The organism is Bacillus infantis, assembly GCF_008180445.1.
Taxonomy (GTDB): domain Bacteria; phylum Bacillota; class Bacilli; order Bacillales; family Cytobacillaceae; genus Bacillus_AB; species Bacillus_AB infantis_B.
On sequence record NZ_VTER01000001.1, the window covers coordinates 1 to 13,985 of the forward strand.

Sequence of the window (13,985 nt, forward strand, 5' to 3'; positions counted from 1 at the left end):
GTGCACGCATTATTCTTACACTTGTAGACATCAAAATCTTTTCGTTCTTTTACTTTTTCAAGAGTTTTCAAGCAATGAGGGCATTTCAGGATGACTTCCTTGGAAAACTGGTTTTTTTGATTGAACACACATGCACACACCTTGCACTGATACTGCCCCTTGCCTCCATTATTGGCATAAAGGTAATCTCCCGGAGCACCACACTTTGGGCAGATTACATTGGACGGTACGGACGTTTTAGTGTTGGCATGGCGCCTTACCGGCTTCATTGGCTTTCCTTTCTGCTCGGAATACTCCGACAGAAGCACTTTGTAATCCAACTTTTGCAAGGTTTCAATGACCGGAAGGTCATCTACCTGAAGCTTTCGGTAAGGCTGGTTCACCGGCTGTTCCTTGGGCTTATCAAACATATTTTTGCCGATAAGCAGGGTGAGAAGAGTTCGCAGAATTTGATCTTGGTACTTAATAAAAGTTAATAAATAGGTTATAATTTGAGGGTACAACTTGTCACTTCCTTTCTGGGAATTGGGTGTGTGGTAACCTCAATTATCTCCAGAATTCAGGGGGTGGCAATTTTTTTGCTTAAAAAGCCCTCTCTGATAGGATTTTATAGCCTATTTCTTATAAAAGTTTTGACAATACGATTGCCTATTAGGGGGTGGAAAAATGAGCAGAAAATGGTTTCCGGGAATATCAGCCGCAGAAGAGATGTCCGATCATTCCAGTACGGTCAAAATGGTGATGGGTGCGATCCTTGGAGGCTTGGCGGCAATATTCCAATCAGCAGGGCTTTTCGGGGGTGCAGGCTATGCGCTCAGCATCCTGACCACATGGCCAATCATTATAGCCTGCTTTCTATCGGTGCGGATCGGCCTGCTTACATATTTGCTCACAATTATGATGCTTGCTGTCCTCCAGCCTTCTGAGCTTTTCGTATTCCCATTTACCACCGGCTTGCTGGGCATCAGCATCGGCATTGCCCTCAATAAGCTGAAACGGACTTTGACTGCCGTCATATTTGGGGCTGCATCCCTGACAGCCGGTATCTTATTCCTTTTGTATGTAGTTGGTTTTCCGATTCTTGGCCCTTCCCTGTCAGGATATTCCGCATTGCTGACCGCCGGCCCAATATTCCTGTTTGGCCTTGCCTACAGCAGCATCTGGCTCTGGCTATCACTGGCAGCAATGAAGGCCCTTAACCGGACAATACGGAAGAAATCCCCTGAGATGACATGAAAAAGGCTGCCATTCAAGGCAGCCTTTGATCATGGATTCCATCTTGTCCTTCTTCAGCTTTACGGGCAAAATATTCTTTCAGCATGGCTTTATTTTCAACAATATCTTCAAGTGTGTACTGATCCAGCACCTTTAAAAAACTTTCAAGCGCATGGTTTAAGATGTGCTTTAGAGAACATACCGGTGTGATCACACATTTATTTTTATGGTCAAAGCACTCAACAAGATAAAAATCCTCTTCTGTCTTCCTGACGATCTCCCCTATATTGATTTCCGCCGGGAGCTTAGCGAGCTTGAATCCGCCGTTGCGGCCGCGTACTGTCCTTATATAGCCCATTTTTCCAAGATTATAGATGATTTTCATTAGATGGTTCTTTGAAATATCGTAAGCTTCAGCGATTTCTTTTATGTTGACGAGCTTATCATTTTGATGTGATGCGAGATATATTAATACTCTTATTGAATAATCCGAATAGGTTGTAAGTCTCATGATTTTCCCTCACATTCTGTTCTCCCCCCATCTTATCATAATTGTGAACAAATCTTAAACTTTGCTGTCCTGCACTTCAAAAGATGTATTTGAAATATTGCTTTTTAGTTATTTGGTCACTAAAATAAAGATGTATTCAAAATACTACTTAAGCAAAGAAGGGATTCAGCAATGTTATCTCGAAAAACAATTGACACTATCGTATCTACCGTTCCTGTATTGGAAGTGAAAGGAACGGAAATAACAACCGTCTTCTACCGTAACTTATTTTCAAGTCATCCGGAGTTATTGAATATCTTCAATCATGCCAACCAGCAGAAAGGCAGGCAGCAGACCGCTCTTGCTAATACAATCCTGGCAGCCGCCGTTTATATTGATAACCTGGAAGCAATCATCCCTGCAGTGAAACAAATCGCCCACAAACATAGAAGCCTTGGAGTCAAGCCGGAACATTATCCGATTGTAGGAGAGCATCTCCTCGGAGCAATCAAGGAAGTGCTTGGCGACGCGGCAACTGATGAGATCATCGGAGCATGGGCAGATGCCTATGGCGTAATTGCCGACGCATTTATCGGCATCGAGAAGGAAATGTATGAAGAAGCAGCCAGCCAGCCTGCAGGGTGGAATGATTTCAAGGAGTTTACAGTCACAGAAAAAGTGAAAGAAAGCGATGTTATCACCAGCTTCTACTTAAAGCCTTCAGACGGTTCAACTGTTCCAGCCTTCTTACCTGGCCAGTATATTACCGTGCGCATCGGCATCCCTGGCGAAGAATATCTGATGAACCGGCAGTACAGCCTTTCAGCAGCACCCGGCAAAGACTTTTTTCGGATTTCTGTCAAACGGGAAGCAGAAAAAAATAACCCTGAGGGCAAGGTCTCCAATTATCTTCATGATGCTGTTGAAACAGGCAGCATTATAGAAGTTACGGCCCCAGCCGGTGACTTTGTACTAGCGGCAGATGCTAATGAACCGGCCGTGTTTCTTAGCGGCGGTGTCGGCATCACTCCTTTCATGAGCATGATCGGCGCGATTTCTGAAGCAAACCCCGGCCGCCGGGTGGAATTCATCCATGCCTCAAGAAGCAGCAGCCACCAGCCGTTCAAAGAGGAACTGTCCTCACTTAAAGCTAAACTTGAAAACAGCACGCTTCTGTATGTATACGAAAAAACTAAGGAAACTGACCGCCAGGATGCCTGCTTTGCTAAAGAAGGCTATATAGATGCAGACTTCCTCCGCGAAATCCTGATTGATGGTGCAGACTATTATGTGTGCGGGCCGGTGCCATTCCTCCGTGCCATTGTAAAAGGATTAAAAGAGCTGCATGTCGAAGAATCCAAGATTCACTTTGAATTCTTTGGTCCCTCATTGAATCTGGAAGATTAGGAATATATGAAAAGAAAGAAGCTGGCGTCCCTTGATAGGCTCGTCAGCTTCTTTTTGGTGCGGTTTGAGAGCAGATATAGTGTCGGGGCTTGGGTAATCTCCGTGTGAAAATGAGAATGTGCGGCAAATTTGGTGATTTTCAGGGGAATACCGGCCGTTATTGTCGGCAGTTAAAGCAATTTAGGAATTTTATTGAGTTTACAGCCGGTAATGCTGGCTGCCTGGTATGGCTGGCAGTTAGGAGCAGCGGCCTATTCCTGTTTTTCTATCAAAAGTGTGGTTATTTCAATCATTTGCGGGATTATTTTAATCAATCCGACCGATAATTTAATCAAACTTCCAATTATTCTACCATTTCAGCAAAACCAGGCCTCATTCGATGGTTCCGATGGGTATCCGGCACCGCTAAGCTTCCAAGAGCAGTGGCCTATTTCTGTTTTTCTATCAAAGTGCTGGTTATTTCAATCATTTGCGGGATTATTTTAATCAATCCGCCCGATAATTTAATCAAACTGCCAATTATTCTACCATTTCAGTAAAACCAGGCCTCATCCTGCGGTTTCAATGGGTATCCGGCACTGCTAAACTTTCCTGAGCAGCGGCCTGTTTCTGTTTTTCTATCAAAGTGTGGTTTATTTCAATCATTTGCGGGATTATTTTAATCAATCCACCCGATAATTTAATCAAACTTCCAATTATTCTACCATTTCAACAAAACCAGACCTCATTCGGCGGTTCCGATAACTCCCTTGCACAAACCCTGATGCCTCAAACGATCTCGCCGACCTTAGTACAGCATCACCATACCACTTCACTATCTTCCCTCACACTCTACGCCATCCCCCTTATTTCCGCCGCCTTTTCCTCCTGCTTGCTCTCGCTCAATCGGTATTCATCCTCCAGCAGGCTCCAAAGCAGCCGGTCTTTTTCTTCGGCGGGAAGATCCAGGCTCTTTATTGCCAGCCGGCATTTCCCGAGGAATTCTGTATACACAGACCATGACTCGTCAAAGAGCACCTCTAATTCTTTTTTCAGCTTCCGTGTCAGCTTTGGGCTGGTGCCGCCTGAAGTCACAGCAATCTGGAGACCGCCCCTCCGGACTCTTGCCGGAAAAGTGACATTCCCGGTTTCAAATTCGTCAACTACACAAACGAGCTGATTGGCCGGAAGAGCCTTCTGCAGCTCATCATTGGCACTCCGGTCATTTGTGGCCAGTATTGCTAAGAAAGCATCAGCGAAATCAGCGGCCTTGGCCTTACGTTCAATGAGATCATATCCTTTACTATCAGCTATCAATAGAGCTTCCTCCGAAAATGCGGGGGCAACGAAAGTGATGTCAGCCCCCTCCTCTTCCAGCAAGCGCGCCTTCCTGGCCGCAATCCTGCCGCCTCCAGCAATGACAACTTTTTTCCCTCTAAGATCAATGAACAGGGGCTGCATCCTTCTCCTCCTTTCCTGCTGCACGGGCAATGACAATTTCCTCTATTGCAGAATGCCTGCTCAATGCGCCGGTATGTACGATCTGCATACCCTGCTTTTTCTTTTTCCTCACCGCATTCTCAATTTCACTAAGAAGGAGCCCGCCGAACAATAGATAAGGGACAACTATGATCCTTCCACTGCTATCAGCACATACTTCCTCAAGCCCTGCACCGAAAGATGGGGAAGCGGCAGCCAGAAAGCAGACTTTCACCCTGGCGCCAATCTTAGCAGCAACGCCCCTTCTAATCTCTTCAAACGCTTCAAGAACAGAAGGATCGCTGCTCCCCCTCCCAACAAGCAAAACAAAATCGTCTTTGGAAAGCACCAATGCCTCCTGAAATATCAATTCACAAACTGCATGAATGATCGCCTGCTGGACACCGAAGGGATCTGCCATTTCAACCGGTACATCCGGAAAAATATTTTTTAACTTTTCCAGAACATCCGGGATATCTTCTTTTATATGCCCCGCTGATAATAGAAAGATCGGGACCACCCTGATAGAGGTGGCCCCCCGGTGAATACAATTTCCGTAAGCTTCGCCGATTGATGGTTCTGCAAGCTCCAAAAAACTCATTTCCTGGATCGGTGCGGCAGATTTCCCAATGATTCTATTCAAAAAGTCCCTTGCTTCCTGTGCCCCTTTTTTCGAGCGTGTGCCGTGGCCTATATAAAGGATCGCTTCCATTTCCCTCCTCCTTTAAATCCCCTGGATAACTGGGAGCCGGGGTGCGATTTCTTCTTCGAACCAATGAAGCTTTTTATGCAGCTTAACGACCTCCCCGATAACAATCATACTCGGATTGCTGATGCCGGACCGTTCAACCAGCGGCACAATCGTCTCAAGCGTCCCAGCTACGGTCTGCTGGTCAGATAGCGTGCCCCAGTGAACAAGTGCAATCGGCGTTTCCTTTTCTTTTCCATTTTCGAGAAGCCTGGCAACGATATTAGGAAGATGGGAAACTCCCATATACACACAGATTGTGTCAACGGCCCTGGCAAGATGGCCCCATTGATGCTCTGCCTCCATGTCCCCAGCCTGATGGCCTGTCACAAAGGCGAAGCTTTTGCTTAGGGTACGGTGCGTGACAGGGATTCCTGCGTAGGCAGCAGCCCCGATGCCAGCCGTTATCCCGGGAACTATTTCAAATCCGATATCATTAATGGCGCATTCCTCGGCCTCTTCCCCTCCGCGGCCGAACACGAAAGGATCTCCGCCTTTCAATCTGACAACATTCAGTCCCTTTTTGGCGAATTTCACAAGGAACCGGCTGATTGTTTCCTGTTTCATTGTATGATAATGGGGGAGCTTGCCGCAGTAAATCAGCTGGGCTGTTTCTTTCGCGTATTCAAGGAGCTCCGGATTCACCAGCCGGTCATAAAGGATGACATCCGCCTGCCGGATACAGCGCAGCCCTTTTACCGTTATCAGCTCGGCATCCCCCGGTCCTGCTCCTACCAAATATACTTTTCCTGGCATCACTACCACCCTTTCTCATCTTCATCAAAAATATAGCCTGCCGTTTTTGCAGCCCGCTTTTTTTCGCGGAGGGCAACTTCCTGTACACCGGGTTCTTTCAAATAAAATTTCTCCAGCTCAACATCCAATTGGCGGAAAGCCGCCTCGTCATTTTCAGCGAGGATGACGGCGGCAATCTCTTTTTCTTCCAGCTGTACACTGAATCTATAAAGATAGGCCATGGGCTTCTCTTCCCAAAATAATATCAAGCTGCTGCTGGAAAAGCTCCAGGCCGGCCCTGCCGACAAAATCGAAGAAGGATTCCCCTGCTGACTTTTCTTTTTTGAAAAATTGCAGCAATTCCTCAAGCACATCGGCCAGCTTTTCCGCTTCTACTTTCCCTTTCAGCTTTTCATTGAATTTGCCGCCGGCATTAAGCGTTCCTCCTACATAGATTTCGTAAGCTTCCACCATTTCCTTGTTCTCATTCCGCACCTTCATTCCCTGCAGGCCGATGTCGGCAATCTGCCTTTGGCCGCAGGAGTTCGGGCAGCCAACCATATGGATCCTGACCGGCACATCCAGGGTGATCCGGTTATCCAGCTCCTCAGCTATTACGCGCATCCTTTCTTTAGTTTCAACAAGTGCCAGATTGCAATATTCAATCCCGGTGCAGGAAACCGCGTGGCCGATAAAGGAATTGGGATTGATGGTGATGCGGCTGAAAATCGGTTCTTGGAGCAGTGCTTCAACGTTTTCCTCAGGTATATTGGGAATGATCAGGTTCTGCGAATTGCACGTCCTGATTTCTCCATTCCCATAATGGGCAGAAATGCGGGAAAGCTCGAATACTTCATCAGCCGACAAACGCCCCACCGGTACATTGAACCCAAGGAACTTCAGGCCTGGCTGTTTCTGGTCATGGATACCGTAGAAATAGCCGGCATTCCAGCCTCCTGCAGGCTCTGTTCCTTTTTCAGGTAGAGGCCCTGTGTACTCCAGAAGCTTTTCCTTGAATTTCTCCGGACCCCAGTCTGCCATAAGAAATTTGAGTCTGGCCAGATGCCTTTTTTCCCGGTATCCGTAGTCCCTGAATATCGTTGTTACGGCAATGGCTGTTTCCAGCGTGCGCTCAGGTTCAATGAATACATCCAGCGTTTCTGCCAGATAAGGCCGGGAAGAAAGTCCGCCGCCAACCTTCAGGTGGAACCCTTTTCTCTCATCGCCATCAATCACCTTGACCGCCGGGGTGAAAGATACACAGTTGATTTCCGCATTAGAAGCATTATGCAGATTAGCTGAAATTGACATTTTATATTTTCTTGGCAGATTGGAGAAATCTTCATTTTTCTGAAAATAAGTATATACTTCTTTAACAATCTCAGTGGTATCAAACAATTCGTGCGGATCAAGCCCGGCAATCGGATTGCCGACAATCGTCCTTGTAATGTCACCGCATGCCCCTGCACTCGAAAGGCCGACAGCCCCCAGCCTGTTGAAAATATCAGGGATCTGGCTGATTTCAAGCCAATGGAATTGGATAGCCTGCCTTGTTGTAATATCAAAGACGCCGCGCCCGTAGTCCCGGGCAATTCCGGCCAAAGCATCAACCTGCGGCTTCGTCAGGATGCCGGAGGGGACGTTCACCCTCATCATGAAATAGCCGTCCTCCTTCGGGCGCTGCAGGTACAAGCCAGCCCATTTGAACAGGTCCCACTGATCCTTCGGGATGGATTCAAAGCCGTTTGCAGCATAATAAGGAATATCATTCAGAATTTCAAGTCCGTCTTTTTCCAGCTTTGCTTTCTCTGTTTTATTCAGCTTTTCATTATCCTCCCAATGCTTTACATATGCCATTCTTTCCCCTCCTTAAATGATTCCCTGTTCTTTTAAATAGAATAATATCTTTTCAGCTGCCTCTTCCGGAGAAAGCTGGTCAGTCCGAATGATGATTTCCGGGTCTTCCGGCTCCTCGTAAGGAGCATCGATCCCCGTGAACCCTTTAATCTCTCCGCGCCGTGCTTTTTGGTACAGCTGCTTAGGATCCCGCTTTTCACACTCTTCCAAGGGGCAGTCAATGAAGACTTCTATGAACTCCCCTTTTTCCGGAAAAAGGCTCCGCACCAGTTCCCTGTCCTTCCGATAAGGCGAAATGAATGCTGTACAGACAATCTGGCCGCTGTCAGTAAACAGCTTAGCCACTTCACCGATCCGGCGGATATTTTCATTCCTGTCTTCTTCTAAGAATCCGAGGTCGCGGTTCAGTCCATGGCGGATATTATCGCCATCGAGGACATATTCATCAATGCCATCCTTGAAAAGCCGGTGGCTGACGATATTGGCTATGGTCGATTTGCCCGATCCGGACAGCCCTGTCAGCCAGAGCACACAGCTGGCATGGCCGTTTTGCGCCATCCTCTCTTCTTTTGTTACTGCTGCTTCATGCCATGTAAGATTCAGTGATTGTGCCATGCATTCTTCCTCCTTAAACCGTTTCTTTTTCCCGCAAGCCTTGAATCAGCACCTCTATTACTTCTTTCCTGCTGAAAGAGGAAGGCGGAATTTCTCCGGCACGGAGCATTTCCCTGACCTTTGTGCCTGAAAGGATTACCCGGTCATCCGCTGTATGCGGGCAGGTCTTGTCGGAAGCCATGCCTTCACACACAGTGCAATAGAAGCTGTGCTCGAAAAATAAAGGCTTGATCCCCAGCTCTTCTTCTGTAAACTCCCTGAATATGTGCTGGGCATCATACGTTCCGTAATAATTGCCTACCCCGGCATGGTCGCGCCCTACAATGAAATGGGTGCAGCCGAAGTTCTTTCTGGCAATGCTGTGAAAGATAGCTTCCCTCGGCCCCGCGTACCTCATTGCTGCGGGATAGACTCCCAGCTGGACACGCGTTTCAGGATAATAATGCTCCAGCAGCACCCGGTAGCTTTTCAGGCGTACATCGGCAGGAATATCGTCTTCCTTTGTATCTCCGACAAGAGGATTCAGGAAAAGGCCATCGACTGTTTCAAGGGCAGCTTTCTGGATATATTCATGGGCCCGGTGCACCGGATTGCGCGTCTGGAAGCCGACCACCGTATTCCAGCCTTTTTCAGCAAATAAGGACCGCGTCTCTTTCGGTGTCTGCCAGACATCTGTGAACTCTCCTTTATCAGGACGCTTAATCAGTGTGATTTTTCCTGCAGCATAGATGCCGCCTCGTTCAAAAAGCTTATTAACTCCTGGATGTGCCCGGTCAGATGTCCGGTAGACTGAAAGTGCCTCTTTTTCCAGATCTGGCTGGTAAAGCTCGGAAAGTTCTAGGACCCCGTAGGTTTCTCCCTTATGATTCAGCCTGCAGATATCACCTTTATGAAGGTCAGCTGCTATATCCGGAATGATCGGCAGCGTGACCGGTATCGGCCATACTGTACCGTCTGCAAGCCGCATACTTTCAACGACAGATTCGTAGTCCTCCTTTCCCAGAAAACCTGTCAGCGGGCTGAAAAGTCCGCAGGCGATCAGTTCCAGGTCGCTTAATGCAACTGAGTCTATCTCTATCTCCTGATTCGTGTTCTGGATAGGATAATCCGGATAAAATGCTTCTATGAGTTTGCCTCCATGAGGCATAGGTAGTGACATTTTCATCAGCCTTTCCTTGCTAGTTTATAAGTTTCATTTTCCGGCAGGGCCGTATTCTGCCTTCCCATCAGGAAACGGACACCGAATACAGAAATAAGGACTCCAGCTATGGCAACAATCGGATAAAAGTCATGCTTAATGATGATCTGGATCAAGGTATAGCTCAGTACCATCGACAGGACTGGCGACACAAGCCATACACCGAGGAGCCTGATGACAATTTCTTTCTGGAAAACAGAGCGCCCCTGGTTGGCAAAGCCGATTCCGATGATGGAGCTTGTCGTGATCTGGGTCAAGGGGACGGGAATCCCGAACAAGGATGCAGCAGTGACAATGCCTGCCCCGGTACCAGAGATGATGCATCCTTCTTCGAGCCGGATATCAGTGATTTTCTTTCCGTTTGTCTCCAGCACTTTACTGCCGAGAAAAACAGCGCCGGCGGCGACGAATATACCGCCCCAGAAAATCCCTGCCCCTGCCGGGAGAATGTCAGCGCCAACAAGGGGGCCGACCGCATTGGCAACATTATTCATGCCGGCCGAAAAGGCTTCAAACAATCCCATGAGTGTGACCAGGAAGCCAAGGAAGCGGATAGTGCCCGGCTTTTTGGTCTTCTTGGTTGAGCGGAGTATCCTGATCAGCTTTGCTGCAATGACAGCAATGATAAAAGCGGCCAGCGGCGTAATCAGCCAAAAGGAAATGATCCACAAGAGCTTGGAAGCAAATAAAGATTGATAAGCAATCCCTGCTCCGACAACTGATCCAACTGTCACCTCACTGGTCGAAAGCGGAATGCCGAAAATATTGGCCAGGAAAAGCGACAGTGCAGCTGAGGCAAGGACGATCAGGGCGATGCTCACGGTGAAAGTGCTTTTCGGCACAATCCCGCTTCCCATCGTTTTGACAACCTCGCCCCCTCCGAGCCAGGCGCCAAGGAATACGGCGGCTCCGCACAGCAGGAGAGCAGTTTTTCGGCTCTTGATGGATCCCGATCCATATGCAATCCCCATAGAGGCAGCAGCCCCGCTTGCTCCTATATTCATGGCAAAGAATAGTCCAATGGTCATTGCTATTGCTGCAAGCATGGTCATGCCCTCCTTTCACCCGGAATGCAGGCCGCATTCCGTCTTGCCGGTCCCAGCCCACCTGCCTGCCCTGCTGTCCCCGCCAACTCCTGCAGCCCTTGTACAGGGAAAGCAGCCTATGCTTGGATACCCATTGTCATGGAGGTTATTATATGGGAGATCTTTTCTACGGATATGCTTCCAAACTTCCTCCCAAGTCCAGTGGATAAGCGGGCAGATTTTTACATTTTGAAATTTGCTGTCCTTGTTTAAAAATTGCGCCTCAGCCCTTGATGCAGACTGATCCCTCCTCAGCCCGGAAATCCAGGCGATTTTGTCTTTCATGGCTTCCTGAAGCGGAATGATCTTCCGGATGCTGCAGCAGCGGTCCGGCTCTCTTTTCCACAGTGCCGGTCCATAAGCTTCACGCTGGTCATCCAAAGAAAGGGAAGGAAGCTTCTTTTCAATATTCAGCTCCGGAAAACGCTCCTGCACCCTTTCTATGACCTCATAAGTTTCCGGAAAGTGGAGCCCGGTATCCAGGAAAATAATATGGGCATCAGGTTTTATTGCAGTGATAAGATCAATCAGTACAATCGCCTCAGCCCCGAAGCTTGAGGCGTAGCTGATCTCCTGGGGGCTGTAATGGCTATAGGCCCATTCCAGCACTTTTTGTGCTCCTTTGAATCCATCGTCTTCAGGGAATGATGGCGGTTCCCAGCGGGTGTATGTTACGGTGGTGCTCATTTTAGTGCTCCTTTCATGGTGCCTTCTGCTTTTTGCCTGATTTTGAACAAGAAAAAAAGGCAGCCTTCCTCCCGCTTTGGGAGAAAGACCGCCTCTAGTTTGTCTAGTCAGCGCGCTTTATTAGATTGAAGGCGAACCTTTTCATTCTTCTCAATTTGAATGACCTTGCCATCCTGCACCACAAGTGTGATGCTTCCAAACTTTACAGACTGCAGCATCCTTTGCAGATGCGCTGCCACTTCCTCCCAATCAGCATGCTTCAGATCGGCTCGCCTCCTTTTTGATTGGCTGGGCTGGGCACAAGGAGGAAAAAGAAAACGCCTTTTCCGACAGGAAAAGGCGCATTTCGCATACTTGCACCTTATCTCCCAAAATGCTGGACATTTTGCTGGAATTGGCACCTTGCTTTTAGCAGGTTGCCGGGCTTCGATGGGCCAGTCCCTCAGCCACTCTAGATAAGTGATATAATCAGGAGCGTTTGCTCTGATTTATTTTATTGAAATTAATCCTACCATACCCATATGATTTGTCAACGAGTTAAAGGAAAATTTTCTAATTATTTTTTAAATTAGGAAAATCTGCTCATTTCATCTGATTCTCAAACTCCCACTCTTCTTTGCCGATTAAATAAAGAACCAGCAGGATGTCTTCCAGCTGCCTGAATGACTTTCGTTCGGGATCGATATCGAGCTTTGGCAGTAGTGAATAAGAAAGTTTCTTTGTGAGCTCTTCTCTTTTGCCTATAGGGAGCTGGAGCAGCCTCTCGCTATAGGTCTTTAAAAGCTTCCATTCCTCGGCGCCGATTTTCCTGACAGTCCACTCGTCCATGTATATATCTTCTTTTTTCAGGCCTCTTTCCTGGATTTCTTTTTCAATCCCGGTCATTTTACCCGGCTTCTTCTTTTTCCGTTCATGCACGACCACTGTCCCGGCAGCCAGATCGCCGACCCGTTTATGCCTGGAATGAAAAAATACCATCAGAATGCCAAGCAGATAGTACACCGGCAGGGAGTCTATGATGCGGAGGAGATTGCGTATAAAGCTTGAGAGCAATGTGATGCTCTGGCCGTTATCCTGAATCACCCTTATTCCCATGATCTTTTTCCCCAGTGTCCTTCCTGCCCAAAAATATTCCAATACAAAAAAATATCCCCAGTTGACCAGAAAAAGGCAAATGAGCATAATGGCGAACGGCCATGAAAGAAAAGTATCTTCAAGAAAGAATGCTGCGGCACTGGAAGCATAAAAAGCAAATAAAAGAATGCTCGCCAGATTGAATACCATGAGGATCAGCTGATCAATGATGAGGGCCCCGGCCCTGCTGCCAAGTCCGGCAGGCTGGAATTGAAGCGATACATATTCAGGTGTTTTGATAAGAATTGTTTCTGTTTGCATGATGCACCCCATTTCCTGGAAGTTTAGCCTGTATCTCACTCTCCCTATGATTTATAATGGAGATACAACTTTTATGGTTACAGGCAGGTGATTAGATTGAATAGTAAACAGTTCATCAAGCAGCATCGGGAAAACTGGCAGGAGCTCGAGGAGCTGCTCGCCAGGATGAATAGACGAAAAGCAGCAGGAACTGATTTGGCCCGGTTTGACAGGCTGTATCAGAAAGCAGCACAGAATCTTTCATTCTCCCGGACTTTCTTTCCGGACGAAGAAGTGACATTTTATTTAAATGATCTTGTCGCAAAGGCGCATAATCTTTTATATAAAAGCCAATCCTCCAGCATGGCGCAGCTGAAAGATTTCTTCCAGGTCAAGTTTGTGCGGCTTTTGTTCGAGCAATGGAAATTTGTCGTTGCCAGCATGCTCCTTTTCACATTGGGCGGTTTGGGCAGTTTCTTTGCTGTGATCCATGATCCGCTCTCAATCCATTCGATTCTCCCGGCCGAGATGTCCGGGGCGATTGATCCCCAGAGGCTCGGCGAGAATGAAGGTGCGGTTGATTCTGCGGTCATGTCAGCAAGCATCATGACCAATAATATCCGTGTCGCAATCCTCGCATTTGCCGGCGGCATCACCTTCGGCATTTTGACCGTCTATCTGATGATTTATAATGGCATCATTGTAGGAGCCATTGCCGGCCTGTTCTGGTCGCATGGCAAATCTTATGAATTCTGGGCCTATATTGTCCCTCATGGAATGATAGAGCTTACCGCGATATTCATAGCTGGAGGCGCAGGCCTGCTGATGGGCTACAAGCTTCTGGTCCCCGGCAGATACTCCCGTGGTTACCAGCTGAAAACCCAGGCGAAAAGGTCGGTGCAGCTGCTGCTGGGAACTATTCCGCTCTTTATCATCGCCGGGTTGATCGAAGGGTTCATCACCCCTTCTCCTCTTCCGCTCGAAATGAAGTATGCGGCCGCCTTCCTGACGGTACTTGGGCTTTTGTTTTATGCATGGTCAGGCTGGCTCCTGGATCAAAAGCGAAAACGCCTCGGACATCCCCTGCAAGCTCGATGAAACCTTGCAGGAGGATGC

Annotated in this window: 16 protein-coding genes, 1 pseudogene and 1 riboswitch; of the genes and pseudogenes, 4 read left to right on the top strand and 13 right to left on the bottom strand. The window is 47.8% G+C overall.

What is annotated here, in order from left to right:
- Positions 1–503, bottom strand: a pseudogene (locus tag FZD51_RS00005) (DDE-type integrase/transposase/recombinase); the annotation flags it as partial.
- Between the two features lie 163 nt (positions 504–666).
- Between FZD51_RS00005 and FZD51_RS00010 the strand changes: the two are divergent.
- The gene (locus FZD51_RS00010) at positions 667–1,236 is read left to right on the top strand and encodes a hypothetical protein (protein ID WP_148972871.1); all 570 of its coding nucleotides are present in this window, start codon (positions 667–669) and stop codon (positions 1,234–1,236) included.
- Between the two features lie 13 nt (positions 1,237–1,249).
- On the opposite strand, the gene FZD51_RS00015 is transcribed toward FZD51_RS00010, so the two are convergent.
- On the bottom strand, positions 1,250–1,726 hold the full coding sequence (locus FZD51_RS00015; protein ID WP_148972872.1) for an RrF2 family transcriptional regulator: 477 nt from the start codon (positions 1,724–1,726) through the stop codon (positions 1,250–1,252).
- Between the two features lie 171 nt (positions 1,727–1,897).
- Here FZD51_RS00015 and hmpA point away from each other — a divergent pair, with 171 nt between their 5' ends.
- Positions 1,898–3,112, top strand: coding sequence for an NO-inducible flavohemoprotein (hmpA, locus tag FZD51_RS00020; RefSeq protein WP_148972873.1), 1,215 nt, complete (start codon positions 1,898–1,900; stop codon positions 3,110–3,112).
- Between the two features lie 192 nt (positions 3,113–3,304).
- Positions 3,305–3,598, top strand: coding sequence for a hypothetical protein (locus tag FZD51_RS00025; protein ID WP_148972874.1), 294 nt, complete (start codon positions 3,305–3,307; stop codon positions 3,596–3,598).
- A gap of 345 nt (positions 3,599–3,943) precedes the next feature.
- Here the strand turns inward: FZD51_RS00025 and FZD51_RS00030 are convergent, their stop codons facing one another.
- From FZD51_RS00030 to FZD51_RS00080, 11 genes are all read right to left on the bottom strand, one after another.
- On the bottom strand, positions 3,944–4,552 hold the full coding sequence (locus FZD51_RS00030) for a precorrin-2 dehydrogenase/sirohydrochlorin ferrochelatase family protein (protein WP_148972875.1): 609 nt from the start codon (positions 4,550–4,552) through the stop codon (positions 3,944–3,946).
- The gene (locus FZD51_RS00035) at positions 4,533–5,282 is read right to left on the bottom strand and encodes a sirohydrochlorin chelatase (RefSeq protein WP_148972876.1); all 750 of its coding nucleotides are present in this window, start codon (positions 5,280–5,282) and stop codon (positions 4,533–4,535) included. The genes FZD51_RS00030 and FZD51_RS00035 overlap by 20 nt, the downstream gene beginning before the upstream one ends.
- A gap of 12 nt (positions 5,283–5,294) precedes the next feature.
- Complete coding sequence (cobA, locus tag FZD51_RS00040) at positions 5,295–6,074, bottom strand: uroporphyrinogen-III C-methyltransferase (protein WP_148972877.1); 780 nt, start codon at positions 6,072–6,074, stop codon at positions 5,295–5,297.
- 2 nt (positions 6,075–6,076) lie between these two features.
- Positions 6,077–6,295, bottom strand: coding sequence for a DUF3906 family protein (locus tag FZD51_RS00045; protein ID WP_094767543.1), 219 nt, complete (start codon positions 6,293–6,295; stop codon positions 6,077–6,079).
- Positions 6,279–7,910: a nitrite/sulfite reductase gene (locus FZD51_RS00050; protein WP_148972878.1), complete on the bottom strand. Its 1,632-nt coding sequence runs from the start codon at positions 7,908–7,910 to the stop codon at positions 6,279–6,281. Before FZD51_RS00050 ends, FZD51_RS00045 begins: the two co-directional genes overlap by 17 nt.
- A gap of 12 nt (positions 7,911–7,922) precedes the next feature.
- Complete coding sequence (gene cysC, locus FZD51_RS00055; protein ID WP_148972879.1) at positions 7,923–8,525, bottom strand: adenylyl-sulfate kinase; 603 nt, start codon at positions 8,523–8,525, stop codon at positions 7,923–7,925.
- Positions 8,526–8,538: 13 nt separating this feature from the next.
- Entirely contained in the window at positions 8,539–9,684 is a 1,146-nt protein-coding gene (gene sat / locus FZD51_RS00060; RefSeq protein WP_148973273.1) for a sulfate adenylyltransferase, read from the bottom strand.
- Positions 9,685–9,689: 5 nt separating this feature from the next.
- On the bottom strand, positions 9,690–10,769 hold the full coding sequence (locus tag FZD51_RS00065) for an inorganic phosphate transporter (protein WP_148972880.1): 1,080 nt from the start codon (positions 10,767–10,769) through the stop codon (positions 9,690–9,692).
- Between the two features lie 15 nt (positions 10,770–10,784).
- Positions 10,785–11,495 carry a phosphoadenylyl-sulfate reductase gene (locus tag FZD51_RS00070; protein WP_148972881.1) on the bottom strand — a complete coding sequence of 237 codons (711 nt, stop codon included), beginning with the start codon at positions 11,493–11,495 and terminating at the stop codon, positions 10,785–10,787.
- A 107-nt stretch (positions 11,496–11,602) separates the two neighbouring features.
- Complete coding sequence (locus tag FZD51_RS00075) at positions 11,603–11,734, bottom strand: YezD family protein (RefSeq protein WP_009793599.1); 132 nt, start codon at positions 11,732–11,734, stop codon at positions 11,603–11,605.
- A gap of 119 nt (positions 11,735–11,853) precedes the next feature.
- A riboswitch (SAM riboswitch) is annotated at positions 11,854–11,957 on the bottom strand.
- 120 nt (positions 11,958–12,077) lie between these two features.
- On the bottom strand, positions 12,078–12,890 hold the full coding sequence (locus FZD51_RS00080; protein WP_262380563.1) for an RDD family protein: 813 nt from the start codon (positions 12,888–12,890) through the stop codon (positions 12,078–12,080).
- A gap of 96 nt (positions 12,891–12,986) precedes the next feature.
- Here FZD51_RS00080 and FZD51_RS00085 point away from each other — a divergent pair, with 96 nt between their 5' ends.
- On the top strand, positions 12,987–13,967 hold the full coding sequence (locus tag FZD51_RS00085; protein WP_148972882.1) for a stage II sporulation protein M: 981 nt from the start codon (positions 12,987–12,989) through the stop codon (positions 13,965–13,967).
- Positions 13,968–13,985: the final 18 nt, after the last annotated feature.